Origin of the sequence: Paraburkholderia sp. GAS199, assembly GCF_050436585.1 — a bacterium.
In the GTDB taxonomy this organism is placed as follows: Bacteria; Pseudomonadota; Gammaproteobacteria; order Burkholderiales; family Burkholderiaceae; genus Paraburkholderia.
The window spans coordinates 1,147,316-1,171,471 of sequence record NZ_JBNDMM010000003.1 but is presented as its reverse complement, the minus strand read 5'-3'; the positions used below and the strand labels follow the sequence as shown (position 1 = coordinate 1,171,471).

Annotated in this window: 22 protein-coding genes; 5 read left to right on the top strand and 17 right to left on the bottom strand. The window is 65.7% G+C overall.

Annotated elements, in window-relative coordinates:
• Positions 1 to 22: 22 nt before the first annotated feature.
• From P3T18_RS16815 to P3T18_RS16750, 14 genes are all read right to left on the bottom strand, one after another.
• Positions 23 to 799, bottom strand: coding sequence for a GntR family transcriptional regulator (locus P3T18_RS16815; RefSeq protein ID WP_429301036.1), 777 nt, complete (start codon positions 797 to 799; stop codon positions 23 to 25).
• 34 nt (positions 800 to 833) lie between these two features.
• Positions 834 to 1,220: an oxalurate catabolism protein HpxZ gene (gene hpxZ / locus P3T18_RS16810; protein WP_429301035.1), complete on the bottom strand. Its 387-nt coding sequence runs from the start codon at positions 1,218 to 1,220 to the stop codon at positions 834 to 836.
• 2 nt (positions 1,221 to 1,222) lie between these two features.
• Entirely contained in the window at positions 1,223 to 1,918 is a 696-nt protein-coding gene (locus P3T18_RS16805) for a cysteine hydrolase family protein (RefSeq protein WP_429301034.1), read from the bottom strand.
• Complete coding sequence (locus tag P3T18_RS16800) at positions 1,915 to 3,618, bottom strand: ABC transporter ATP-binding protein (protein ID WP_429301033.1); 1,704 nt, start codon at positions 3,616 to 3,618, stop codon at positions 1,915 to 1,917. The genes P3T18_RS16805 and P3T18_RS16800 overlap by 4 nt, the downstream gene beginning before the upstream one ends.
• 2 nt (positions 3,619 to 3,620) lie before the next feature.
• Positions 3,621 to 4,313, bottom strand: a complete 693-nt coding sequence (gene biuH / locus P3T18_RS16795; RefSeq protein WP_429301032.1) for a biuret amidohydrolase — start codon at positions 4,311 to 4,313, stop codon at positions 3,621 to 3,623.
• A gap of 61 nt (positions 4,314 to 4,374) precedes the next feature.
• Entirely contained in the window at positions 4,375 to 5,301 is a 927-nt protein-coding gene (locus tag P3T18_RS16790) for an ABC transporter permease (RefSeq protein ID WP_429301031.1), read from the bottom strand.
• Positions 5,294 to 6,409, bottom strand: a complete 1,116-nt coding sequence (locus P3T18_RS16785; protein WP_429301030.1) for an ABC transporter permease — start codon at positions 6,407 to 6,409, stop codon at positions 5,294 to 5,296. The genes P3T18_RS16790 and P3T18_RS16785 overlap by 8 nt, the downstream gene beginning before the upstream one ends.
• 53 nt (positions 6,410 to 6,462) lie before the next feature.
• On the bottom strand, positions 6,463 to 7,560 hold the full coding sequence (locus P3T18_RS16780) for a BMP family ABC transporter substrate-binding protein (protein WP_429301029.1): 1,098 nt from the start codon (positions 7,558 to 7,560) through the stop codon (positions 6,463 to 6,465).
• A gap of 49 nt (positions 7,561 to 7,609) precedes the next feature.
• Complete coding sequence (atzF, locus tag P3T18_RS16775) at positions 7,610 to 9,454, bottom strand: allophanate hydrolase (RefSeq protein WP_429301028.1); 1,845 nt, start codon at positions 9,452 to 9,454, stop codon at positions 7,610 to 7,612.
• A gap of 200 nt (positions 9,455 to 9,654) precedes the next feature.
• A complete protein-coding gene (locus tag P3T18_RS16770) occupies positions 9,655 to 10,419 on the bottom strand; it encodes a TetR family transcriptional regulator (RefSeq protein WP_429301027.1) in 765 nt (254 codons plus the stop codon).
• Between the two features lie 111 nt (positions 10,420 to 10,530).
• On the bottom strand, positions 10,531 to 11,448 hold the full coding sequence (locus P3T18_RS16765) for an ABC transporter permease (RefSeq protein ID WP_429301026.1): 918 nt from the start codon (positions 11,446 to 11,448) through the stop codon (positions 10,531 to 10,533).
• Positions 11,445 to 12,545 (bottom strand): ABC transporter permease, encoded by a 1,101-nt coding sequence (locus P3T18_RS16760; RefSeq protein WP_429301025.1) that lies wholly within the window; start codon positions 12,543 to 12,545, stop codon positions 11,445 to 11,447. The genes P3T18_RS16765 and P3T18_RS16760 overlap by 4 nt, the downstream gene beginning before the upstream one ends.
• Positions 12,542 to 14,170, bottom strand: a complete 1,629-nt coding sequence (locus P3T18_RS16755) for an ABC transporter ATP-binding protein (protein ID WP_429301024.1) — start codon at positions 14,168 to 14,170, stop codon at positions 12,542 to 12,544. The genes P3T18_RS16760 and P3T18_RS16755 overlap by 4 nt, the downstream gene beginning before the upstream one ends.
• Before the next feature lies 1 nt (position 14,171).
• A complete protein-coding gene (locus P3T18_RS16750; RefSeq protein ID WP_429301023.1) occupies positions 14,172 to 15,149 on the bottom strand; it encodes a BMP family protein in 978 nt (325 codons plus the stop codon).
• Between the two features lie 209 nt (positions 15,150 to 15,358).
• Between P3T18_RS16750 and P3T18_RS16745 the strand changes: the two genes are divergently transcribed.
• From P3T18_RS16745 to P3T18_RS16735, 3 genes are read left to right on the top strand one after another with little or no spacing between them, the layout of a single operon-like run.
• Positions 15,359 to 16,159 carry a cysteine hydrolase gene (locus tag P3T18_RS16745; RefSeq protein ID WP_429301022.1) on the top strand — a complete coding sequence of 267 codons (801 nt, stop codon included), beginning with the start codon at positions 15,359 to 15,361 and terminating at the stop codon, positions 16,157 to 16,159.
• Positions 16,156 to 17,382, top strand: coding sequence for an amidase (locus P3T18_RS16740; protein ID WP_429301021.1), 1,227 nt, complete (start codon positions 16,156 to 16,158; stop codon positions 17,380 to 17,382). Before P3T18_RS16745 ends, P3T18_RS16740 begins: the two co-directional genes overlap by 4 nt.
• Positions 17,383 to 17,392: 10 nt before the next feature.
• A complete protein-coding gene (locus P3T18_RS16735; RefSeq protein WP_429301020.1) occupies positions 17,393 to 18,994 on the top strand; it encodes a gamma-glutamyltransferase family protein in 1,602 nt (533 codons plus the stop codon).
• A gap of 15 nt (positions 18,995 to 19,009) precedes the next feature.
• On the opposite strand, the gene P3T18_RS16730 is transcribed toward P3T18_RS16735, so the two are convergent.
• The 3 genes from P3T18_RS16730 to P3T18_RS16720 are packed head-to-tail and all read right to left on the bottom strand — an operon-like array spanning position 19,010 to position 21,306.
• Positions 19,010 to 19,600 carry a flavin reductase family protein gene (locus P3T18_RS16730; protein ID WP_429301019.1) on the bottom strand — a complete coding sequence of 197 codons (591 nt, stop codon included), beginning with the start codon at positions 19,598 to 19,600 and terminating at the stop codon, positions 19,010 to 19,012.
• A gap of 15 nt (positions 19,601 to 19,615) precedes the next feature.
• On the bottom strand, positions 19,616 to 20,344 hold the full coding sequence (locus tag P3T18_RS16725) for a GntR family transcriptional regulator (protein WP_429301018.1): 729 nt from the start codon (positions 20,342 to 20,344) through the stop codon (positions 19,616 to 19,618).
• Complete coding sequence (locus P3T18_RS16720; RefSeq protein WP_429301017.1) at positions 20,341 to 21,306, bottom strand: polysaccharide deacetylase family protein; 966 nt, start codon at positions 21,304 to 21,306, stop codon at positions 20,341 to 20,343. Before P3T18_RS16720 ends, P3T18_RS16725 begins: the two co-directional genes overlap by 4 nt.
• A 372-nt stretch (positions 21,307 to 21,678) precedes the next feature.
• Between P3T18_RS16720 and P3T18_RS16715 the strand changes: the two genes are divergently transcribed.
• Together P3T18_RS16715 and P3T18_RS16710 are read left to right on the top strand one after the other, a co-directional pair.
• Entirely contained in the window at positions 21,679 to 22,737 is a 1,059-nt protein-coding gene (locus P3T18_RS16715) for an ABC transporter ATP-binding protein (RefSeq protein WP_429301016.1), read from the top strand.
• A gap of 112 nt (positions 22,738 to 22,849) precedes the next feature.
• A complete protein-coding gene (locus tag P3T18_RS16710) occupies positions 22,850 to 24,145 on the top strand; it encodes an ABC transporter substrate-binding protein (protein ID WP_429301015.1) in 1,296 nt (431 codons plus the stop codon).
• Positions 24,146 to 24,156 lie beyond the last annotated feature (11 nt).

The following is a 24,156-nucleotide window of genomic DNA, read 5'->3' as shown; positions in this document are numbered from 1 at the left end:
CGCCGCGCTCAGGAGACCGCGCTCAGGAGACGAACGGCAGCTTGCTGTCGCGCGCGGCGGCCAGCATGGAGAGCGTGATCTTGCGCACTTCGAGCTTGCTCTGCGTGATGTGAGCGCGCAGCAGGATGATCGCTTCGGTGGCGCGGTTGCGTTCGATCAGATTCAGCATGGTGGAATGCTCGTCGTATGTGGCGCTGGTGCGGTGCGGCTTGAGGAAGTCGAGCCGCCGCACGATGCGGATGCGCTCGGTCACTTCGTTATGCACCCGCAGCATTTCGGCATTGCCGGTGGCCGCCACCAGTTGACGGTGAAAGTTTTCGTCCATGCCGAACATCTTCACCGGATCGCTTTCGCGCTGCGCGGCCTCGACGCACCACACCGCCTTCAACGCTTCGAGCGCTTCGTGGGCAATCTCGCTGCCCGCACCCAGCCGCTCCACCGCCGCCACTTCCAGCACGATGCGCAAGTCGTAGAGTTGGTCGAGTTGATCGAAGTTGATCGGCGCGACTTTCCAGCCGCGCCGGAAACCGACTTCCAGATAGCCCTCGCGTTGCAGACGGAACAGGCCGTCACGCATGGGCGTGCGCGACACGCCGTAATGCTGCGCGATGCCGTTCTCCGAAAAGCGGTCGCCGGGAAAAAGGCGAAAGCTGAAGATGTCGCTCTTGAGTTGCTGATACACCTGCTCGGCCAGCGGATTGGCCGCGGCCGGCCCGGACGCCGCGGAAGCAGCGGATGCCGCCGCCTGCAGTCCTTGGCCCGCGGGTCGTTCCAGCAGATTGGTCGGCGCGTCGTTCATAGTGCCCAGGTCCTTTTTTCTTATTATCGGCGTTTCACGGCGCGGCGATAAGACTCACGTGAGCGGCAACGATTTTCCAGCCCTCGTCGGGGCCGAGCCGCGCCCACGTCTGCATCTGACGGCCGACGAGCGGCGTGGCGTCGCTGGTGAATTCCGTGCTGACGGTCGCGAAGTCCGTGCCGAAGGTGGTCACCACGGTGCGATGCAGCGTGCGCGACTTCGGCACCGGCTCGCACTGCTCGCGCCAGGCGCGGATCGCCTCGCCGCCGTGCTGGATTTCGGCGATCCCGTAGCGCACGGTTTCCGGCGTATGCCAGAACAGCGCGTTCATGGCGGCCACGTCGTTGTCGACGAGCGCGCGTTCGTACTCGACGAACGCCGCCTGCACTTCTTTCACTACTTCCGGTCGATTCACTTCCATGCTCAGGATTGTCCGTCGAGTGGCTTGAGAGAGGAAAACGGCGCCGTCCAGCCGACGATGCCGCCTTGCGAGCGCACCATGTCGAGCGTGGCCTGTTTGAAGGCCGGAAAATAGCTCGCGGTGGCGTCTTCGATCAGCAGGCTGTCGTAGCCGCGGTCGTTGGCTTCGCGCATCGAGGTCTGCACGCAGACTTCGGTGGTCACGCCAGCGAAGAAGAGATGCGTGATGCCGCGCATCGCGAGTTCTTCGCCGAGCCGCGTGGCGTAGAACGCGCCTTTGCCGGGCTTGTCGATGACGAGTTCGCCGGCAACCGGCGCGAGCGCGTCGATGATCGCATTGCCCGGCTCGCCGCGAATCAGGATGCGGCCCATCGGTCCGTGATCGCCGATACGCGTATCCGGTGCGCCGCGCGCGTGCTTCGCAGGCGGGCAGTCGGACATGTCCGGCGCGTGCGATTCGCGCGTATGCACGACGAGCCAGCCGTGGCGCCGCGCAAAATCGAGCAGCGCGGCAACGGTCGGCACGATCTCCGCGAGCAGCGTGACGTCGTTGCCGAGCGATTCGCCGAAGCCGCCCGGCTCGATGAAATCGCGCTGCATGTCGATCACGATCAGCGCGGTTCGCGCAGGGTCGAAATGGAATGGGCCCGGCTGCGCATCGATGCTGAGCGTGCCGGGTTCGAGCGAGGTATTCGTCATCCAGTCGTTTCCTTGAGCGCTTTATTCGAAACCGTGGCGGGCGCGTCACCGTTCGCGTCACCGTTCGTCTCACCGCCAGCATACTGCGGCGCGGAGGTCTCGCCGCCGTGTCCCGCCATGTGCTGTCCTAGCACGGTGCGTTCCGCGCACGCCGCCGGGGTTTCGTAGACGAGTTCGCCCTCGGCGATCACCATGATGCGGTCGGCGAGTTCCAGCAGTTCGTCGAGGTCTTCGCTTACCAGCAGCACCGCCGCGCCGGCATCGCGCGCGGCCATCAGGCGCGCATGAATGTCGGCCACGGACGCGAAGTCGAGTCCGAACACCGGATTCGCGACGACCAGCACGTCCACCGGCTGGCCGAGTTCTCGCGCCAGCACGGCACGCTGCACGTTGCCGCCGGACAGCGTGCCGATGGCCCGCTCCGGCGCGGGCGGCCGCACGTTGAATTCGCCGATCAGCTCGACGGCGCGCGAGCGCATCGCGCGACGATCGAGCCACCAGCCGGCACGCCGCAGCGGAGCGCGGTCGAAGTCGCGCAAGGCGAGATTCTGCGCCACGCTCATGCCGGCCACGCAGGCGTTTTTCAGCGGCTCCTCGGGAATCGCGAACAGGCGCCGCCCGGTCATTTCCTCACGCGTGGCGCGATAGGGTTTGCCGGCCACCTGCATCTCGCCCGCCTTCACGCGCCGCTGACCGACCAGCGCTTCCACCAGTTCCTTCTGCCCGTTGCCGGAGACACCCGCGAGGCCGAGAATTTCGCCCGCGCGCACGGCGAGCGTAGCGTTCTTCACGGCCATATGACCGCGATCGTCTTCGACGGACACGCCGTTCAGCGCGAGACGCACCTGCGCAGTTTCGTCGACCGGTTTGCGCGCGAGTCGCTCCAGCGTGGCCGCGGCCATCGCGGAAGCCGCTTCGGCGTCAGCAACGGGCGCGGCGGTCACGGCCGTGGCGTTGGGCGAAACCACCGTGCCCATCATCCACGCGGCGAGTTCGTCGCGGCTCGTGCCGGCGACGGCGCTGGTGCCGACCTGCCGCCCTTTGCGCAACACGGTGACGTCGTCGGCGTAGGCCATTACTTCGCGGAACTTGTGCGTGATCATCAGCACGGTCAGCTCACCGCGCGTGGTCAATGCGCGCATCAGGCCGAGCACTTCGTCGGCTTCCTGCGGCGTGAGCACCGAGGTCGGTTCGTCCAGAATCAGAAAACGCTGACGCAGATAAAGCTGCTTGAGAATTTCGAGCTTCTGCTTTTCGCCCGCGGCGAGCGTGGACACCGGAGCGTCGAGCGGCAAGCGGAACGGCATGCCCTGCATGAATGCGTCGAGCGCGGCGCGTTCGGCCGCCCAATTGATTTTCCACGGCAGACGGCCGCGCGCGAGCAGCAGGTTTTCTTCCACCGACAGACCGGTCGCCAGCGTGAAATGCTGATACACCATGCCGATGCCGAGCGCCTGCGCGTCGCGCGGTGAAGCGATGTGGACCTCGCGGTTGTCGGCGGCGATCTGGCCGTCGTCGAGCACGCCGTAGCCCACCAGGCCTTTGACGAGCGTGCTCTTGCCCGCGCCGTTTTCGCCGAGGAGCGCGTGTATCGTGCCGGGCGCCACCTTGATCGAGACGCCGTCGAGTGCGCGGAACGCGCCGAACGATTTGCTCGCGTTCAGCACTTCCAGGCCGAGTGCCTTCGGTGCGCTCGACATGATCAGCCGCCCAATGTCTGCAGCAAGGCGCCGGAGTCGGACACCGTGCCGAACACGCCGCCTTGCATCGTGATCATGTGCAGCGCGGCGTCGTGGTTGCCTTTGTCGGTGGCGCCGCAGCAGTCGGCCAGCACCGTGCATTCGAAGCCGCGGTCGTTGGCTTCGCGCATCGTCGTGTGCACGCACACGTCCGTCGTGATGCCGGTGAGAATCAGATTGACGATGCCGCGCGTGCGCAGGATCAGTTCGAGGTCGGTCGCGCAGAACGAGCCCTTGCCCGGCTTGTCGATCACGATTTCGCCGTCGAGCGGCGCGAGTTCGTCGATGATCTCCCAGCCCGGTTCGCCGCGCACGAGAATGCGTCCGCACGGACCGTCGTCGCCGATGCCCACGCCGTCGGTGCCGGCGCGGCGGCTGCGCCAGCGTTTGTTGGCGGGCAGATCGGAGAGATCGGGGCGATGTCCTTCACGCGTGTGGATGATCGTGAAGCCCTGCTCGCGCATTGTCTTCAGCACGCTTCTGATCGGCTCGATCGGCGCGCGCGTGAGCGAGAGGTCGTAGCCCATCTTGTCGACGTAGCCGCCGTGACCGCAGAAATCCGTCTGCATGTCGATGATCACGAGCGCCGTGTTCTCCGGGCGCAGGTTGCCGTCGTACGGCCACGGATAAGGTTTCGCTTCGACGAATCGGTTCATGGTGGTGGAGTCCTCGTTGAATCTCTTCAATGCATGGAATGAGACGTTCGGCGTTCGGCGCTTAACGGGTCAGGCTCAGTTCGCCGGGCGCGCCGGCCAGGGTGCGATCCGGACGGCAATTGACGATCATGATCAGCAGCGTGAGCACGTAAGGCGCGGCGTTATAGAGGTAGTAGCCGCTCGTCACGCCCACGGCCTGCAATGCGGGGCCGAGCGCGCCGGCCGCGCCGAACAGCAACGCGGCCCAAAGGCAGCGCAACGGCTGCCACCGCGCGAAGATCACCAGCGCCACCGCCATCAGCCCTTGCCCGCTGGAGAGTCCTTCGTTCCAGCTGCCGGGATAGACCAGCGACAGATACGCGCCGCCCACGCCGGCGAACACGCCGCCCAGCGCCGTCGCCGCGATCCGCACGCGCGTGAGCGGATAGCCCATTGCCCGCGCGGTCTCGGCGTGATCGCCGACGAGCCGCAACACCATGCCCCAGCGCGTATTGCGCAATCCCCATTGCAGAACGAAGGCGAGCACCACGCCGATCACGAACAGCAGGTTGATATGCAGCGCGTTGTGCAGTTGCGGCGACGTGGTCCACGTGCCGAGATCGATGAACGGCAGCATCGGCGCCTGCGGCTCGATGAAGGGCTTGCCGAGGTAGAACGCGAGGCCGGTGCCGAGCAGCATCAGCGCGATGCCGAAAGCGATGTCCGAGACGCGCGGCAACGAACACACGAGCCCGTGCAGACAGCCGAGCAGCAGGCCGACGAGGCCGGCCGCGAGCACGCCCAGCCACGGCGAGCCGCTCAGGAACGCGCCCGCGTAGCCGCTCATCGCGCCCGACACGAGAATGCCTTCGAGGCCGAGATTCACACGGCCGCCCTTCTCCGTCAGACACTCGCCGAGACTGACGAACAGATAGGGCGTGCTGACGCGGATCGCGCCGGCGAACAGCGAAAGCAGCAGGATAACGATGGGCGAATGCATATCAGGCATGGGTCTGCTCCAGTTGCACAGGACGGTCCGCGAGCGCCGCGGCCTGCAATGTCACGCGCCATGCGGCGATGCGTCCGCCGAGCGCTTCCCACGCGAGCAGGTTGGCGAACAGCAAGCCTTGCAGGACGAGCGTGGTGGCATCCGGCAGATCGAGACGGCGTTGCAGCAGACTGCCGCTCGCCTCGATACCGCCGATCATCAGCGCGCAGGCGACGATGGCGAGCGGATTCTGACGCGCGGCGAAGGCCACGAGAATGCCGGCGTAGCCGTAGCCCGCGAGCAGCGACGCATTCGCGCTGCCCTGCACCGCGGCCACTTCGAACATGCCGCCGAGACCGGCCGCCGCGCCGCCGAGCACACAGGCCACCAGCGCGAGCCGGTTCACCGGCAGACCGACGAGGCGCGCCGCGCGATTGCTGCCGCCCACCACACGCATGGCGAACCCTTGGGTGCTGAACTTGACGAAGACCCACGCCGCGACACACGCCACCACGCCCCAGAACAGACCCCAGTGCGTGTCGAGACCGGGAATCGAGCCGATCATCATCGCGTCGGGAACCGGCAGCGTGGACGGCTTGTTCAGACTCGCGGGATCGCGCAACGGTCCTTCGACGAGATGCTTGAAAAGCGCAATCGCGATATACGACATCAACAGGCTGCTGATCGTCTCGTTCACTCCGCGCCATTGCCGCAGCGCGCCCACCGCGCCGATCCACACGCCGCCTGCGAGCATGCCGGCCAGCGCCATCAGCGGCGTGGCGACGAGCCACGACGCGCCATGCGGCAGCATCTGCGGGACGATGGCCGCGCACATGCCGCCGAGCGCGAGCGCGCCCTCGCCGCCGATCACGATCAGCCCGACCTGCGCAGGCAACGCCACGCACAACGCGGTCAGCATCAGCGGCGCGGCACGCAGCAACGTGCTCTGCCACGCGAACGACGAGCCGAACGCGCCCTGGAAAATCAGCCCGATCGCGTCGAGCGCGGGCTGGCCCTGCACCAGCAGGAACAGTGAAAACAGCAGCAGCGTGCCGAGCACCGCCAGCGCGGTAGGCAGCGCGGGCAGGAGCGAGAGCATCACTCTCGCCGTGGGGACATTGGGGCGCATCGCGGCTCCTTCGTTCATGCACATTCATGCCGGCGCGCGCGCCGGCCACTTCGTCAGATCTGGCCGACCACACCCGCCACCAGATAATTCATGCTTTCGAGCGTGTAGTCCGTTTGCACGTGGCTCGCACCCGACGCAATCGCGACGCCGCCCTTGTTGTCCTTCATCGGGCCTTTGAAGATCACGAAATTGCCGGCCACCATGCTGCTTTTGATGGAGTCGGCGTTCTGCTTCGCGGCGGCCGTGACCTTCGCGCCGTACGGCGACATCTTCACGAAGCCTTCCTTGAGGCCGCCGCGCAGCACGTTCGGCTGCGGCGTGCCGGCTTGCGCGCCCGCCACGAGCTGCTTGTAGGGCGTCGCCCAGTCCCACTCCGCGCCGGTCAGATAACCCTTGGGCGCGAGCGCCGCCTGGCTCGCGTGATAACCGCAGCTCATCGCGCCGCGCTTCTCCGCCGTTTCCACCACCACCTTCGGGCCGTCCACGTGACAGGTCAGCACGTCGCAGCCCTGGTCGATCAGGCTGTTGGTGGCTTCCGCTTCCTTGACCGGCATCGACCAGTCGCCGGTGAAAATCACCTGCGTGGTGATCGACGGATCGACCGACTGCGCGCCGAGCGTGAACGAATTGATATTGCGCAGCACCTGCGGAATCGGTTTGGCTGCCACGAAGCCGAGCTTTTTGCTCTTCGTCATATGACCGGCCACGACGCCGTTCAGGTACTGGCATTCGTCGATATAGCCGAAGTAGCTGGTGATGTTCGGCGGGTTGCCCTGCTTCCACAAACCGCCGCAATGCGCGAACCGCACCTTCGGATATTTGGCCGCCATCTTCAGCACGTGCGGATCGAAGTAACCGAACGAGGTCGCGAAAATGAGCGTCGCGCCGTCCTGTTCGATCATCGCTTCCATGGTCTTCTGCACGGCGATGGTTTCGGGCACGTTCTCCTCTTCCACCACTTTCACATCCGGCATCTTCTTGATGACGGCGGCGGCTTGCGCCTGCGCCTGGTTGTAGCCGTAGTCGCCGCGCGCGCCGACGTAGATCACGCCGACGGTGGTCTTCGGTGCGGCGAACACGGACTGGATCGGCACGATGTTGCCGAGCGTCAACAGGCTGGCGCTCTTGATGAAGGTGCGGCGGCTGGTCATGTTGTCGGTTCCTGATAAAAGTTGGGTCGTGTGTGGGGGATGGCGGGTGTCAGCGTTTCAGGCTCTCGAGATACGCGAGCCAGCCGCCGAACGAAGTGATCTCGGTGGCTCCACTGGTCGCGTCCACGGCCGCGGGCTCGCAGATGAAGCCTTTCACCGCGCGGCCGTCAGCGAGTTGCAGCGTGCCGATGCCGAGCGGCGCGGGCACGTCCAGCACGAACTGGCCGAAGGTGCGCAGCGGCACGTCCCACACCTCGACGGCGATCGGGCCGCCTTGCGCTTCGTTCGCGCGCACGAGGCCGGGCTTCGGCGGTTGCGTGTTGGCCAGCGCGTACAGGCGGTAGTCCGAGGCGGTGTGCGTGGCCTTCACGAAACGCGCGCCGGCTTGCTGAAGCTGCCAGTTCAGCGGCTGGCCGCGCAGATGCGCGCCCACCACCGCGAGCTCGACGCTGGCTTCGTTGAAGGGCAGCGGCTCGATGGCGTTCGTTGCACCATGACGCGACGTGTCGCAGTCCCCGTCGTTCGCACTGGTCGTGCTGAACAGCGCCTGGATCTTCGCGCCGAGTTCGGCCAGACGCCGGTCGGCGCCGCTCGGCGCGATCAGCGTGATACCGGCGGCGAGACCGTCGGCGCGGCGCTGACACGGCACGGACAGCGCGCAGAGATCCAGCAGATTGACGAAGTTCGTGTAGTACCCGAGCTGGCTATTCAGCTCGACCGGATTCGCCTGCACGTCCGCGATCAGCGGATGGGTCGGCGTGGTCGGCACGATCAGCACGTCGATACGCTCGAACAGCGCTTCCGCCTGACGCTTCAGATCGGCCAGCGCGTATTGGGCGTTGAAGGCGTCGGCGGCGCTATAGGCGTCCGCCTTGCCGATCACGGTCGCGACGACCGGATCGATCGCGTCGCGTTGCGTGTCGAAAAATTCGCCGATGGCCGCGCGCCGCTCGGCCACCCACGGACCGTCGTAGAGCAAGGCCGACACCTGCCGCAGCGGCGTGAAGTCGACGGCCTGCGCTTCGGATTGCAGATGCGTGAAGAGCGTGTCGAGTGTCGCGGAAAACGCCTGGCTCGCGACGGTGTCGTCGAAAAATTCGAGGCGCTCCGGCACGCCGATCCGCGGATTGCCGCGCGGCAGACCGAGGCTCGCCACCTTGCGCGAGTAGCCGTCGAGCGCGTCGAAGGCGGCGATTTCGCTGAGCACGCGCCACGCGTCGTGAACGTCGTGCGCGAAGATGGAGATCGTGTCGAGCGTGCGGCAGGCCGGCACCACGCCGCGTTTGCTGACGAGTCCGAGCGACGGCTTGAGTCCGACGAGTCCGTTGAAGCCGGCCGGCACGCGGCCCGAACCGGCGGTATCCGTGCCGAGCGAAAACGCAACGCTGCCGAGCGCGACCGCCACGGCCGACCCCGAACTGGAGCCGCCCGAGACGCGCAGCGGATATTCGCTGTTGCGCACCGCGCCGAACGGCGAGCGCGTGCCGACGAGACCGGTCGCGAACTGATCGAGATTGGTCTTGCCGATCAGGATCGCGCCGGCGTCGATCAGACGCTGCACGGCTAAGGCCGAGACGTCCGGCGTGTAGCTGAACGCCGGACACGCCGCCGTGGTCGGCATGCCGGCAACGTCGATGTTGTCCTTGACCGCGAACGGCACGCCGAACAGCGGCATGCGCGCGAACACGGCGTCGCCCTGCCCGGCATGGAGAGCGTCGAGCGCGGCGGCACGCGCCGCAATGTCGGCGGCCGGCACGCGCGCGATCCAGACTTCGGGGCGATCGGCGGCGTCGATCCGGGCGAGCGCGGACGTGACGACCTCGGTGGACGTAAAGCGTCGGGAGGCATAGCCGTCGAGCAGACCGCCGACCGTTAAAGGTGAAGAAATAAGCACTGGCATTTCCTTGAGTTCAATCTTGAATACAAGTTTGAGCCCAACTAAGCAGAAGCTATGCCAGTTGCGTATCGCAGACGAAAAAACAGCGCGAAAGCCTTGCTGCACAAGGCTTCATGAGATGAAGACCGGAACGTTGCGCGGACAACGCGCGCCGCTTCGCCGCGTTTGCGATGGTGCAGCGCTCACCAACTCGGGGCCTAGACGCCCCGCTTTGAGACCGCGCGCGGCGACGGCGCAACCTGGCCCGGCAGCGCGGCTGGCGAAGCGCCCGCCACCACGAACGCGCGCACCATTTCGTGCGCCTGCTGCTTGTGATCCTGCTGCCATGCGTCGGCGAGCATGTCGGTATTGAAAATGCGCGACAACGTATAGGCGTTCGACTTGTGATACGAACACAGGCTCACCAGCGCAACGTAGAGGTGCAGCGGGTCCATGCCGTGGCGCAGCGACCCGTCGGCTTCGCCGCGCGCAATCACCGAACTCAGCAGCACCAGCAGCGGCGAGGACATTTCCGGAATCGTGCTCGACCGCTTCATGACCCGCGCGCGATTCAGATTTTCGAACGACAGCAGCTTCGACAACTCGGGATGCGTGGCGAAATGGCCTTCGATGAAATCGTAGAGTTGCACGATGGCCGTGACCGGTTCGATCTTGTCCACGTCGAATTTGAGGCGCAACTCCGCTTCGCGCAATCGCCCGAGTACGAACTCCAGCACTTCCAGATAGAGCGCTTCCTTACCGCCGAAGTAGTGATAGATCATCCGGATATTGACCTTCGACCGGCTCGCGATGGTTTCCACGCGCGCGCCGCTCAAACCTTTGTCCGAAAACTCGGCAATCGCAATTTTGAAAATGCGCTGACGCGTCGCGGCCGCGAGTTTCTGGCGCTGCGTGGTGTGTGCGGCGGGTGCAGCCGGCACAGCGGTGGCGGCGGCAGTCGAACGGGCGGAGACACGTGTCATATCGTTTGAAGACCTGAAGCGTTGACGTCAGCGGACCCGGCAAATGCAGCAGATGCAGCGGACACCTTCGGCAGCCGGTTCGACCGCCATTGTATGCGCGGCATTCTGCGCTTACCGGCGGAACGGTTGCGTGAGCGCAAGCGGCGCGGTTTGCCGGCCGATCAGCCCCGCCACGGCAACCAGCGCGAGCAGATAAGGCAGCATCACCAGCAGCGCAGTCGGGACATGCACGTCGATCAGCGGCAGCTGAAACTGCAGCGCGCTCGCCGCGCCGAACAGCAGACACGCGCCCACGGTGCGGCCGATTTTCCAGTTGCCGAAGATGATCGCCGCGATCGCGAGATAACCCGCGCCGCTCGTCATGCCTTCGGTGAAGGTATGAATGTCGCCGATAGAAATGAAGCAGCCCGCCGCGCCCGACATCACGCCCGAAAACAGCACCGCGCCGTAACGCAGCCTGGTGACCGAGAGGCCGGATTGATCGACCGAGCGCGGCGCCGCGCCGACCGCGTGCAGCGCCACGCCGAGCGCCGTGCGACGCATCACGAACGAGGTGCCCAGCAGAATGGCGACGCCGAGATACACGAGCCATACCTGGTGGAATACCGGTTCGCCGATCACCGGAAGCGCGCCCAGACCCGGCGGCGACCAGCGCGCCAGTCCCGGAATGACCGCGCTCGACCGTTCGCCGAACAGTTCGCGGTACGCGAGTGTCGTCGCGCCGAGCGCAAGGATGTTGATGCCGATGCCCGTCACGATCTGATTGGCGCGCAAGGTCACGCTCAGGAATGCCTGCAGCAACGCGATCGGCAACACGCCGAGCATGCCGATGGCGAGACCGAGTGTCGCGTTGCCGGTGGCCCACGCGCCCGCCGCGCCGAGAAATGCGCCCGTCAGCATCATGCCTTCCACGCTCATGTTGAGCACGCCGGCGCGTTCGCTGATGAGTTCGCCCGTGGACGCCAGCATCAGCGGCGCAGCAAAGCGAATCGACGAGCCCACGAATACCGCTGCGAATTCCGCGTTCATGCCCGCGCTCCTTTCGGTTCCAGCCACAACGAGCCGCCCGCCAGCGCGACGATCACGATGCCCTGCACCACCAGCACCAGCGCCGACGGCACGGAGGCCACCATTTCCATATTGATGCCGCCCGAGCGCATGAAGCCGAACAGCAACGCCGCCGCGCACACGCCCGTGATCGAGCCGCGCGCCAGCAGGCCGACCACCAGGCCGTCGAAGCCATAACCGGACGAGAAGCCCGCCTTCAGCGAATACTGGTCGCCTTGCAGCATCAGCGCGCCGGCGAGGCCGCCGAGTGCGCCCGCGAGTGCCAGCGCGCCGACGATCGTCGAGGTGATGGGCATGCCGGCGCGGCGCGCGGCCACGGCGTTCAACCCCACCGCGCGCAGATGCATGCCGAAGCGGCTGTACACGAGCACGACCGCCACGGCGAGACACAGCACGACGGTGACCGGCAAGCCAATATGCAGCCCGGTCGAACTCGCGCTCGCCAGCAGCGGCAGCTTCGTCGTATCGGGAATGTCCAGTGATTCCGGCAAGGTCGCGGCGTTACTCATCGGCTGACGCAACAGCGCTTCCGATTGCACGCACCAGTACAGGAACCAGACGGCGATGAAGGTCAGCAGCAAGGTGCTGATGACTTCGTTGGTGCCGGCGCGCGCTTTGAGCCAGCCGGGAATCGCGCCCCAGGTCGCGCCCGCGAGCGCGGCCGCCAGCATCGGCACGACGAACGGCAGGCCGAGCGGCAGATGCGCGACATGGCCATACAGACTCACGGCGGTCGCGGCAATGCCGCCCATCGCGATCTGCCCTTCGCCGCCGACATTGGTCAACTGCGCGCGGTTGGCCAGCACGAAGCCGCTGCCGACCAGCGCGAACACGAGGCTGCGATTGATCGACGCGCCGATCGCATAGGGCGAGCCCCAGGCGCCGTCGGCGAAGGCGGCCAGCGCGTCGCCGAGCGGCACGTGCACGAGCGCGATCAGCGCCAGCGCCGCCGCGACGGCGACGAGCGCGGCGCCCGCCAGCACGGCGGCGGTTCGCACGCGTTGCGAGCCGCGCCACGAAGCGCGCGGGACGGAAGGAATCGAAGTGGTGGGAGTCATGCTGTCTGTCCTGCCATCCAGGCGCCAATGCGCTCGCGTTGAAGAGTGAGTTGCGCGGGTTGCGTGCGCTCCGGCACGCAGCTGCCCATGATGCGTCCGCGGTACATCACGAGGACGCGGTCGGCCACGGCCAGCAGTTCGTCGAGTTCCGACGAGATCAGCAGGACGCCCACGCCGTCGTCGCGGGCGGCACGAATGTGGTCGTACACCGCCGCCACCGCGCCCACGTCGAGGCCGCGCGTGGGTTGCGCGGCCACCAGCACTTTGAGACCGTCGAGCGTCAGTTCGCGCGCCAGCACGGCCTTCTGCTGATTGCCGCCGGACAGGCCGCGAAAGGCGACATCGGGGCTCGCCGCACGCACGTCGAAACGTTGCATCAGCACGCGCGCGTCGCGCCGCATCGCACGGCGGCGCATGAAACCGCGCCGCGCGTAGTCGTCGAGACGGTTCAGAAAAAGGTTTTCGGTGAGGCTCATGTCCTGCACGCAACCTACTGCGTGACGGTCTTCCGGCACGACGCCGACGCCCGCCTTCGTCAGTTCCTGCGGCGCGGCCTGCGTGCAATCGGCGCCCTGCACGAAGAAGCGTCCCGCGCTGGCTTTCTGCATGCCCGCGAGGACCGCGCCGAGTTCGCTCTGACCGTTGCCCTCCACGCCCGCAATGCCGACGATCTCGCCACGGTTCACCACCAGCGTGCACTCCGCGAGGCGCGTGACACCGTCGGCGTCGCGCACGCTGAGTCCGTCGATCTGCAGGGCTTCGTCGGCGAGCGGGCGGCCATAGGGCGACGCGCTGCGGGACGCGGCCGCTGTTCCGCCGGATGCGACGCGCAGCGTCGCCGCTGGCTCGTCCGTTTGCCCCGGCCGCTGGATCATCGCGCGCACCAGCGCATCGACATCGGCGGACGGCGTGGCCGATCGCGCGACCACGCGCCCGCTCTGCAACACGGTGGCACGCGTCGCGATGCGACGGATTTCCGCCAGCTTGTGCGTGACCAGCACGACCGCGCAACCGCGCGCCACGACCTTCGCGCAGGTGTCGAGCAGCGCGTCGATCTCGGCGGGCAACAACACGGCGGTCGGTTCGTCGAGTACGAGCAGACGCGGCTCGCGGATCAGACACTTGACGATCTCGACGCGCTGTTTTTCACCGACGGACAGATCCGCTACCCGCGCGTCCGGATCGAGCGCGAGTCCCAGTTCGGCCACCAGCGCGCGCACGCTTTGCGCCTCGCGCTTGCGGTTCAGCACGCCATGCGAGCGGCCGAGCAACAGGTTGTCGAGCACGCTCACGTCTTCGACGAGACTGAAGTGCTGATGCACCATCGCAATGCCGTGCGCGAGCGCGTCGCGCGGACTTTGCGGCCGATATGACTCGCCGTCGAGCCACATCGCGCCGGCGTCCGGCTGATGCACGCCGAACATCACGTTGCAGAGCGTGGATTTGCCCGCGCCGTTTTCGCCGAGCAGACAATGCACCTCGCCCGCGAAAAGTTCGAGCGACACATCCTGCAAGGCCTGAAACGCGCCGAAGCGTTTGCCGACGCCGTCCATGCGCAACACGGCCACGGCGGCGGAACCCGCGACGGCCTGCGCCACGGCGGCGGGAGCGGAAGTCGCGTCCATATCAGCCTTCGGAGACCTTGATCTTGCCGCTTTCGATGTCCTGCTCGATCTGCTTCAGTTTGGTCGACATCTCCGGCGTCGGTTTGCACACCACCATGTCCGACGCTTTCGGGCCCATCGCGAGACCGAAGGCCTTGTAGCCCGGCTGCCAGGTGCCGGCCGCCATCTGGTCGATCGCGTACTGCACCTGATAGCCGACACCGGTGATCGAATAGGCGATATACAGCGGGTCGGTGCCGCAACGGTCCGTGTAGCTGCCGATCACGTGTGTGTGTTTCTCGTTGGCTGCCTGTTCCATGCCGCGCAAGCCGAGATTCAGGATGTGATAGTGCACGTCCGCGCCCTGCGAGATCGCTGCGAGCGTCGCTTCCTTCGCTTTCGACACGTTGTCGAAGTCGCCGGTATAGCTCTCGAAGTACTTGATCTTCGGATTGATGGAGCGCGCGCCGTTGCCGAATTCCTTGCCCGCGTTCACGATCGACGGAATCTCCATGCCGCCGACATAACTCACCGCGCCGTTCTTCGACAGCATGGCCGCCGCCGCGCCGGCCACGTAGGCAATCTCTGCCTGCTTGACGTCATAGCCCGCGACGTTCGGCGGCATGTCCTGCCCCTTGTTGCCGCCGACGATGGCGAACTTCACGTTCGGAAAGCGTTTGGCGATCTTCAGCACAGAAGCCTGGGTCTGTCCGCCCACGCCGATCACCAGCTGGTTCTTCGACGCCAGATTGGTGAGCGCCTGTTCCATGTCGGCGTAATTGATGTTCTCGATCACCTGCGTCTTCAGTTTCGGGCCGAGTTCTTTCTGTGCGGCGACGAGGCCGTCGTAGCCCGACTCCATCCAGCCCTTGTCCGACTTCGAACCCGGAATCAGCACGCCGACCTTCAACAGATCGGCGGCGACGGCGTGGACCGCGCCGGTCGCGGCAGCGAGTGCGACAACACAGGTGGCGAGAGCTTTGAACTTGACGATCGACATTCTGGCATTCCTTTTGCGTTGGATTTGGGTAAGTAGGTTATTCATGAACGAAACAGATGCAACTTCGATGCCATGTCGATTGGCTGGCCCGCGAAACGCGTCGTTCAAACCTGCTGCTTCCCGCCGCACGAATGCCCTTCATGCCATGCATGACGGCCTCGCGGCGGGACCCTGTTCAGCGCGCAACGAAACACTACGGAGATCGACGGATGAAACAGCACGACGCTTACGGCACAAGCGTTCCCGGCCAGTTGGGCCGCGACGGCAGGCCTCGCTGGAGCGCGAGCGACACGCTCGTGGACATGTCGTTGCCGGCGCCCGCGCCGGTCGTCGCGACCTTGCCGTGCGAGCCGCAAAACGTGCGGATCGATCTGCGCAGCACCGCGATCGTGGTGATCGACATGCAGAACGACTTCTGCACCAAGGGAGGATGGGTTGCCCAGATTGGGGGCGATTTCGAGCTGGACCGCAAGCCGATTGCACCATTGCAGCGCCTGCTGCCCGCGCTGCGTCAAAGCGGCGTGCCGGTGATCTGGGTGAACTGGGGCAACCGTCCCGACTTGGCGAACATGCCGCCGAACCAGTTGCATCTCTATAAGCCGAAAGGCGCGGGCACGGGACTCGGCGAGCCGCTCGCAAGCAACGGTGCGCACGTGCTCGAAAAAGATTCGTGGGCGGCGGCGGTCGTCGACGAACTCGCGCCGCTGCCCGAAGACATCTGCGTGGACAAATACCGGATCAGTGGCTTCTGGGACACGCCGCTCGACAGCATCCTGCGCAATCTCGGCATCCGCACGGTGCTGTTCGCCGGCGTGAATACCGATCAGTGCGTGCTGCATTCGCTCACCGACGCCAACTTCCTCGGCTACGGCTGCGTGCTGGTGGAAGACTGCTGCGCCACCTCGTCGCCGGACTTCTGCACCGAAGCAACGGTATGGAACGTGAAGAAGTGCTTCGGCTTCGTGACGGACTCGGAGCGGATTGTCGCGGCGCTGGCGGACGCGCGATGAGCGCCTTCGTTCCAGGGCCGCGCGTGCAGGTTGCGGCAAGCGCGCGCGGACCGCTCGACGGCTTGCGCTTCGCAGTGAAAGACCTGATCGACGTCGCCGGCGTGACGACCGGCGGCGGCAATCCCGACTGGCTCGCGAGCCATGCGTCGGCGAATCGCCATGCGCCGTGTGTCGAGGCGCTGCTCGCGGCCGGCGCCGCGCTCGACGGCAAGACCATCACGGACGAACTCGCCTACAGCCTCGAAGGCGCCAATCATCACTACGGCACGCCGCTCAATCCGCGCTGGCCGCATGCGCTGCCGGGCGGCTCGTCGAGCGGATCGGCCTCGGCGGTTGCGAGCGGCGCAGTGGATGTCGCGCTCGGCACGGATACAGGCGGCTCGGTACGCGTGCCCGCCGCGTTTTGCGGACTCTGGGGCATGCGCCCGAGTCACGGCGCGATCTCGCTCGACGGTGTGCTGCCGTTCGCGCCGTCCTTCGATACGGTGGGCTGGTTCGCGCGTTCCGTGGACCAACTCGCCGCCGTGGGCGAGGTGTTGCTGCCCGCTTCATCGCACGATGCGGCGTCCACGGCGAGCCGGCCGCCACGTCTCGTGCGGGTTGACGATGCGTTCGCCCTGCGCGCACGCAATGAACCCGACGACGCCCGGCGTCTCGCCGCGCTCGCGCAATCCATCGGCGCCACGGCTTCCATCGACGTATTCGGCAACGACGCCGCGCGCTGGCTCGCGTGTTACCAGCACGTGCAGGATCTGGAGATCGAGGCGACGCTCGGCGACTGGATCTATTCCGTGCAGCCGCATTTCGGCCCGTCGATTGCGAGCCGTTTCGCGCGACTCGATTCGCTCGACCGCGACCAGGCGAGCGCATGGCTTGCGATCCGGCAGGCACTGCGCGTCTCGCTCGATGCCCTGCTCGACGACGGCACCGTGCTCGTCATGCCGACCACGCCCGTCGCGCTGTTGCCGAAAGACGCCACGAACGACGCGATCGGCCGCTTCTATCAGGACGCCTTGACCTTGAACGCGATCGCCACGATCGGCGGCCTGCCGCAGATCACCCTGCCCTTTGCCGAAGAAATCGACGAAATCGATGAAATCGACCGGCCGCTGGCGCTCTCGATCGTCGGCGCGCGCGGCAGCGACCGCGCGCTGCTGCAGCTTGCACGCGAGCTTGCCGCACGGCATCCTTTCGCTCAACCCACGACACCCGATGTCCGCTAGCGGAGCCTCGATGCAGAATCAGACACTCGCGGACCGTACCGGCGGCATGGTCACCAGCCCGCATGCCCTGGCGAGCGCAGCGGGGCTCGACGTGCTGCGCGCCGGCGGCAATGCCATCGAGGCGGCGATCGCCATCGGCGCGGCGCTGTGCGTGACCTATCCGCATTTCACCGGACTCGGCGGCGACGCCTTCTGGGTGATCGGCGATCGCAGCGGCATGCTGCGCACCTTGTCGGGTGTCGGGCAGGCCGCCTCGGAACTGCCCGCGTTCGACGGGCCGATTCCGTTGCGCGGCGCGCGTGCCGCGCTTACCACGGCGGCCACGGTGGATACCTGGCAACAGGCTCATGGCATCAGCGAAACCTCGTGGAACGGCCAACGTACGTGGGCCTCGCTGTTCGAGCATGCGATCCGTCACGCAGCCGAAGGCTTCGCGGTCACGCCGTCGCAGCATTTCTGGCAGACGCTGCGTGCCGCCGAACTGCGCGATCTGCCCGGCTTCGCGGCCACCTTCGCACCACACGGCCGCGTTCCCGAGATCGGCGAACGCTTCGCGCAGTCCGCGCTCGCACGCAGTCTCGAACGCATCGCGCAGTATGGCGCACGGGAGTTCTACGAAGGCGAACTGGCGCAACGGATCGCACATGGCTTGCATGCAGCGGGCTCGCCGCTCACCGCAACCGATTTGCGCCGCACGCGCGCGCGCGACGAAGCGCCGCTGCGGGTCGCATATCGCGGCGGCGAACTGGTCAGCCTGCGTCCGCCCACGCAGGGCGTGACGACCTTGCAGATCATGGGCGTGCTGGATCGTTTCGACCTCGGCGCGATCAGCGAAGGCAGCGCCGACTATTACCACCTGCTGGTGGAAGCGGTGAAATGCGCTTTCGTCGACCGCGATCGCTTCGTTTGCGATCCGGAGTTCCATGCCGTGCCGGTCGACGACATGCTCTCTTCCGCCACGCTCGACGCCCACGCCCGCTCGATCGACACGCAGTCGGCCCGCGCCTGGCCGCACGTGTTCCGACCCGGCGACACGGTGTTCATCGGCGTGACGGATCGCGAAGGCCGTAGCGTGAGCGTGCTGCAGACGGTGTACTTCGACTGGGGCAGCGGCGTGGTGGCCGGCGATACCGGCATTCTGTGGCACAACCGCGGCGCCTCGTTCAGCACCGATCCTGCGCATCACAACGCCGTGCAGCCTGGCAAGCGTCCGTTCCACACGCTCAATCCCGGCATGTATCTGAAAGACGGCCGGCCGCGTCTGCTGTTCGGCACGCAGGGCGCCGACGGTCAGCCGCAAACGCTCGCCGCCATTCTCACGCGCCTGATCGACTACGACATGGACCCGCTCACCGCGTTGGCGCGTCCGCGCTTTCTGCTCGGCAAAACCTTCTCCGATACGCGCGACGCCCTCAAACTCGAAGCAGACGCGGGTGCCGACGTGTTCGCCGAACTGGCCGCGCGCGGCCACGAGGTGAGCGCGATCGCGGCACAAAGTCCGCTCGCCGGACATCCCGGCGTGATCCGTCTCGACGACGACGGCTCGGCTTGCGGCGCGCACGATCCGCGCAGCGACGGCCGTGCCTTCAGCGTGAACGAGGAAGCCGCTTAATTGGCGCCGGGCTACTCAACCCAGCGTAAAGCGGTCGCGCGTGGTGACGTAGTCGCTCGCGCCGAAGCGGCCTACCGGAAAGTAGTGCTGCAAACGCACGCGCCAGGTCTCGGTGTCGATCAGTTCGTCGCGCGCATGGAGCCGATGCACGCGGCCGATGAAGATTTGCCGGCTGCTCGTCTCCAGCGTCTCCCAGATGGTGCATTCGAACGCGACGGGCGCCTCGGCGATGCGCGGCGGCGCGACGTGCGAACTCGGCACCGGCGTGAGTCCCACCGCCGCCAGTTCGCTCACGTCGGGCGGCAGACGCTCGCCGCAGCGATGCATCTTGTCGGCGATGGCTTCGTCCGCGAGATGCACCACGAACTCGCCCGTGCGAACGATATTCACCGCCGTGTCCTTGAGCGTGCCGTCCGCCACGCGATTCACGCTAATCATCACGATCGGCGGTTCCTCGCCGAGCATGTTGAACATCGAGAACGGTGCTGCGTTGACGGTCCCGTTCGCGTTCAGCGTGGTGACGAGCGCGATCGGACGCGGCACGATCAGGCTCGCCATCAGTTTGTAGCGCTGGTATTCGGTGATCGCTTCGAAATCGATTTCCATGTGTCAGGGCCCGCTTCAGGTGACGTAATCGGTGATGCCGAGCAACTGGCCGAGACTTTTCTCGCCGCGCATCCGCGACGTCTCGATGCGCTCCTCGATGTGACGCAGATGCGCTTCCATATGCGCCATTGCGCCGGCGGCGTCGCGCGCTTCCAGACAGTCGACGATCGCCGCGTGCTCCGCATGCTCGCAAGGCGCGTTGCCCGGCGCCTCGTACACGCCCACGATCAGCGAGCAGCGCGAGACCAGTTCCTTCAGATAGTTTTGCAGGATCGAATTGCCCGCGAGCGCGGCGATGCGCATGTGAAAACTGCTCGCGAGCGTCGCCCACGAAGGCTGGTCGAAACGATGCATCGCCTCGTGTTCGTCGGCGAGTTGCTGGCGCAGCACCTTGAAGTCTTTCGCGCTGGCACGCTGCACGGCGAGTTCCACCAGCATGCGCTCGACCGAGCGGCGCGCCTCGAAAATCTCGCGGGTTTCTTCCGGCGTCGGCTGGGCGATCACGGCGCCCTTGTTCGGGCGCAGCACCACGATGCCGTCGTAAGCGAGCTTTTCCAGCACGCGGCGCACCACCGCGCGGCCCACGCCGAACAACTGGCACAACTCGGGTTCGGGCAGCTTGGTGCCGGGTGTCAGACGATGATTCAGCACGCCGTCGAAAATGGACTGATAAAGACGCGCGTCGGCATCGGCGTCTTCCTTGAGCGTCTTTCTCGCGGTGACCGCGCCGGCTTTCGCGTTCATGCGGCCACCTCGCGCAGCACGCCGTCGCGCTCCAGCACGTCCATCTGGTCCGCGATCGCGCCGGGCGTGGTGATCCAGACTTCGCCGCGCGCACGCGCCGCCGCGATATGTTCGAGCGCGCGGCGCAGATGACGCAGCCGGTAAGGCTGTCCCACCAGATACGGATGCAGCGCGATGCCCATCACGAGCGCCTGAGGCGCGGTGCCGCGATTGGCCTGCTCCAGCATTTCGTCGAACTGGTCCACGATCATGTCGGCGAATGCGCGGCCGTCCATATGCCGGCCGACCATCATCGGCAGATCGTTCAGTTCCTGCGGATAGGGAATCGACCACAGCGGGCCGCTGCGCGTTGCCATGCGTACGGGACGGTCGTCGTGACACCAGTTCAGCGTATAGCGGTAGCCGGTTTCCGTCAGCAGATCGGGCGTGAGATGCGACTCGGAGATCCACGGCGACAGCCAGCCGCCCGGCGCGACACCCGATTCCTCGGCAATGCGTTCGCGGCAATGCAGGAGCAATTCACGTTCGCCCGCTTCGTCCAGATCGCTCTGACGGTGCGCGTTGGTGTGGCCGTGACCGATCAGTTCGTCGCCGCGCGCCACGCATGCGGCGATCAGCTCCGGACAATGATCGTAGAGCGCGGTGTTGATGAGCGTGCCGGCCGGCATGTCCAGTTGATCGAACAGTTCGATGCAGCGCCATGCGCCGACGCGATTGCCGTACTCGCGCCAGCTGTGATTGAGCACGTCGGGCTGCGGCGAAATGGGACCGAGCGCGGCGCCGAGTCCTTCGCCGAAGGCAAAGTGTTCGATGTTGAAGCCGAGATACACCGCGAGCCCGGTATCGCCCGGCCAGCGGAATGCGTCGGCGTCGGTGATCGGCCGGTACGCAAAACGCCCGTGCGTGGCGAGCGGTTGATGCGCGCGGTGCGCTGCCGCGGGCCTGTTGCGTGTGTCGTTCATGTCAGTCGTTCAGATCGATGAGCGGTGGAAGACGAAAAGCATTCGTGCGCGTCTCGCACCGTCAGCTCATGAACCGGGATGGCCGGATCATGCCCCGAGTCGGGTCGAAGACGCACCGCGATCGCGCAAAAGAAAAGCCTTTGATTGCCGACGATCGATGCCACGGATCGTTTGCAATATGTGAGCCAACTCGTCGACGTTAGCTACGACGGCGTGTTATCGAAACTCGAACGTCGTGGCGCGGCCGATGGCACATGTCTTGCATTTGCCTCGTGCTCATCGGGCAGCGCGGCATGAGTAACGGCATCGCCGATTGCTGCGCATGCCGACCGCACGCTTTCGCCACGCGCCGTTCACGAGGACAACGCCGTCATGATTCAGCCTGCTTCAACCGTGCTCGCCACCCAGGCCGCCGACATCGAACTGGTCCACGTATCGAAGCAATACGGCGAGGCGCTCGCCGTCGACACCATCGACCTGCGCATCGCCGGTGGTCAGTACTGCTGTCTGCTCGGGCCGTCGGGTTGCGGCAAGACCTCGACACTGCGCATGATCGCCGGTCATGAATCGGTCAGCGAAGGTGACATCCTGATCGCCGGGCGCAACGTCACGCGAGCCGAACCCGCGGCGCGCGGCACCGCCATGGTGTTCCAGAACTACGCGCTGTTTCCGCACCTGAGCGCACTGGACAACGTCGCGTTCAGCCTGAAGATGCGCGGTGTCGCCAAAGACGTGCGCAGAAAACGCGCCGCCGAGTTGCTGGAACTCGTGGCGATGTCCGCCTACGCCGAACGCAAACCGGCGCAACTCTCGGGCGGCCAGCAGCAGCGCGTCGCCCTCGCCCGCGCGCTGCTCAATCAGCCTGGTTGTCTGTTGCTCGACGAACCGCTCTCCGCGCTCGACCCGTTCCTGCGTGTGCAGATGCGCGCCGAACTCAAGCGCTGGCAAAAAGAACTCGGCATTACTTTCGTGCACGTGACGCATTCGCAGGAAGAAGCCATGGCGCTCGCCGATCTGGTGGTAGTGATGAGTCACGGCAAGATCGAACAGAGCGGCACGCCGCATGAAGTCTTCAATCGCCCGCGCACGGAATTCGTGGCGCGCTTTCTTGGCGGTCACAACGTCTTCAATACGAACGGCCGGCTCTTCACTGTCCGCGCCGATCATCTGCGCGTAGTGCCGCATGGCGTGACGCCGGTTCAGAACGCGGCGGGCGAAGGCAGCCTCACGCGTATCGGCGGCGTGCCCTGCACCGTCCGCGAAGCCGAATACCAGGGTACCCATCTGCGCATGACGCTCGACCCGCTCGACGGCTCGCCCGAACTGATCTCGCTCGTCAGCGACGGCGATTACGACCCGGCGAAGCTCGGTCCCGACGCCCGCGTGGTGGTGTGGTGGAACGAGCAGGACGCGCATCCGCTGGCGGCGTGAGTTTTTCATCAAGGCGAGCGCAGTCCGGCATCGCTGCCTATAAAAAGCACGCCTGTCAGTTCGAGGCGAAAGTCAACCGCGAATCAACCGCGATTCAACTGAGGAGAATGCAATGAGTGAAGCGAACGGGAGCCCGGCAGCGGTCCCATCCGACGTGAAGGAAAAAGGCCTGTCGCGCCGCACGTTCATCAAGGGCGCGGTGGCGGCCGCCGGCATTGCCGGTTTTCCGTACGTTCACGCGCAGGAGAAAATCACGCTGCGCTATCTCGGCACCGCCGTGAATCAAAGCGCGGACATTGCGAAGAAATTCAAGGAAGACACCGGCATCGACATCCAGTACGTGCCGGTCACGACCGACGATGTCGCCAAGCGCATCATCACCCAACCCAACTCGTTCGATATCGTCGATACCGAATACTTCGCGCTCAAGAAGCTGATTCCGGCGGGCACGCTGGCCGGCATGGACGCCAAACGTATCAAGCTCGCTGACAAGATCACGCCGGTGCTCACGCGCGGCGAGGTGAACGGCAAGAAGATCGGCGATCAGGGCACCGCGCCGAAGAAGGTGATGTTCCTCACCGGCCCGCGCTCCACGGAATTCTCCGCGACACCCACCGAATGGATGACGCTGATTCCGACCACCTATAACGCGGACACGCTCGGCATTCGTCCCGACCTCATCAAGCGTCCGATCGACAGCTGGGCCGAACTGCTCAATCCGCAATTCAAGGGCAAGGCGGCGCTGCTGAACATTCCCGCGATCGGCATCATGGATTCGGCCATGGCGATCGAGGCGATGGGTCACATGAAGTACGGCGACAAAGGCAACATGACGAAAGCTGAAATCGATCAGACCATCAAGATTCTGATCGAGGCGAAACGTGCCGGGCAATTCCGCGCCTTCTGGAAAGACTTCAATGAAAGCGTGAACCTGATGGCGTCCGGCGAAGTGGTCATCCAGTCGATGTGGTCGCCGGCCGTGACGAAAGTGCGCACCATGGGCGTGGCCTGCAAGTTTCAACCGCTCAAGGAAGGCTATCGCTCGTGGGCATCGGGTTTCGGCTTTCCGCGGTCGCTGCAGGGCAAGAAGCTCGACGCCGCGTATGAATTCGTCAACTGGTTCCAGGACGGCTGGGCCGGCGCTTATCTGATGCGTCAGGGCTACTATTCGGGCGTGCTCGAGACCGCCAAATCCCATATGCAGCCCTACGAATGGGATTACTGGATCGAAGGCAAACCGGCCGCGCAGGACATCAAGGCACCGGACGGGCAGCTGCTCGAAAAAGCCGGCACCGTGCGCGACGGCGGTTCGTACAACCAGCGCATGGGCGCGATTGCCTGCTGGAACGCCGTGATGGATGAAAACATCTACATGGTGCAGAAGTGGAACGAGTTCATCGCGGCCTGACGGCGCGCGTA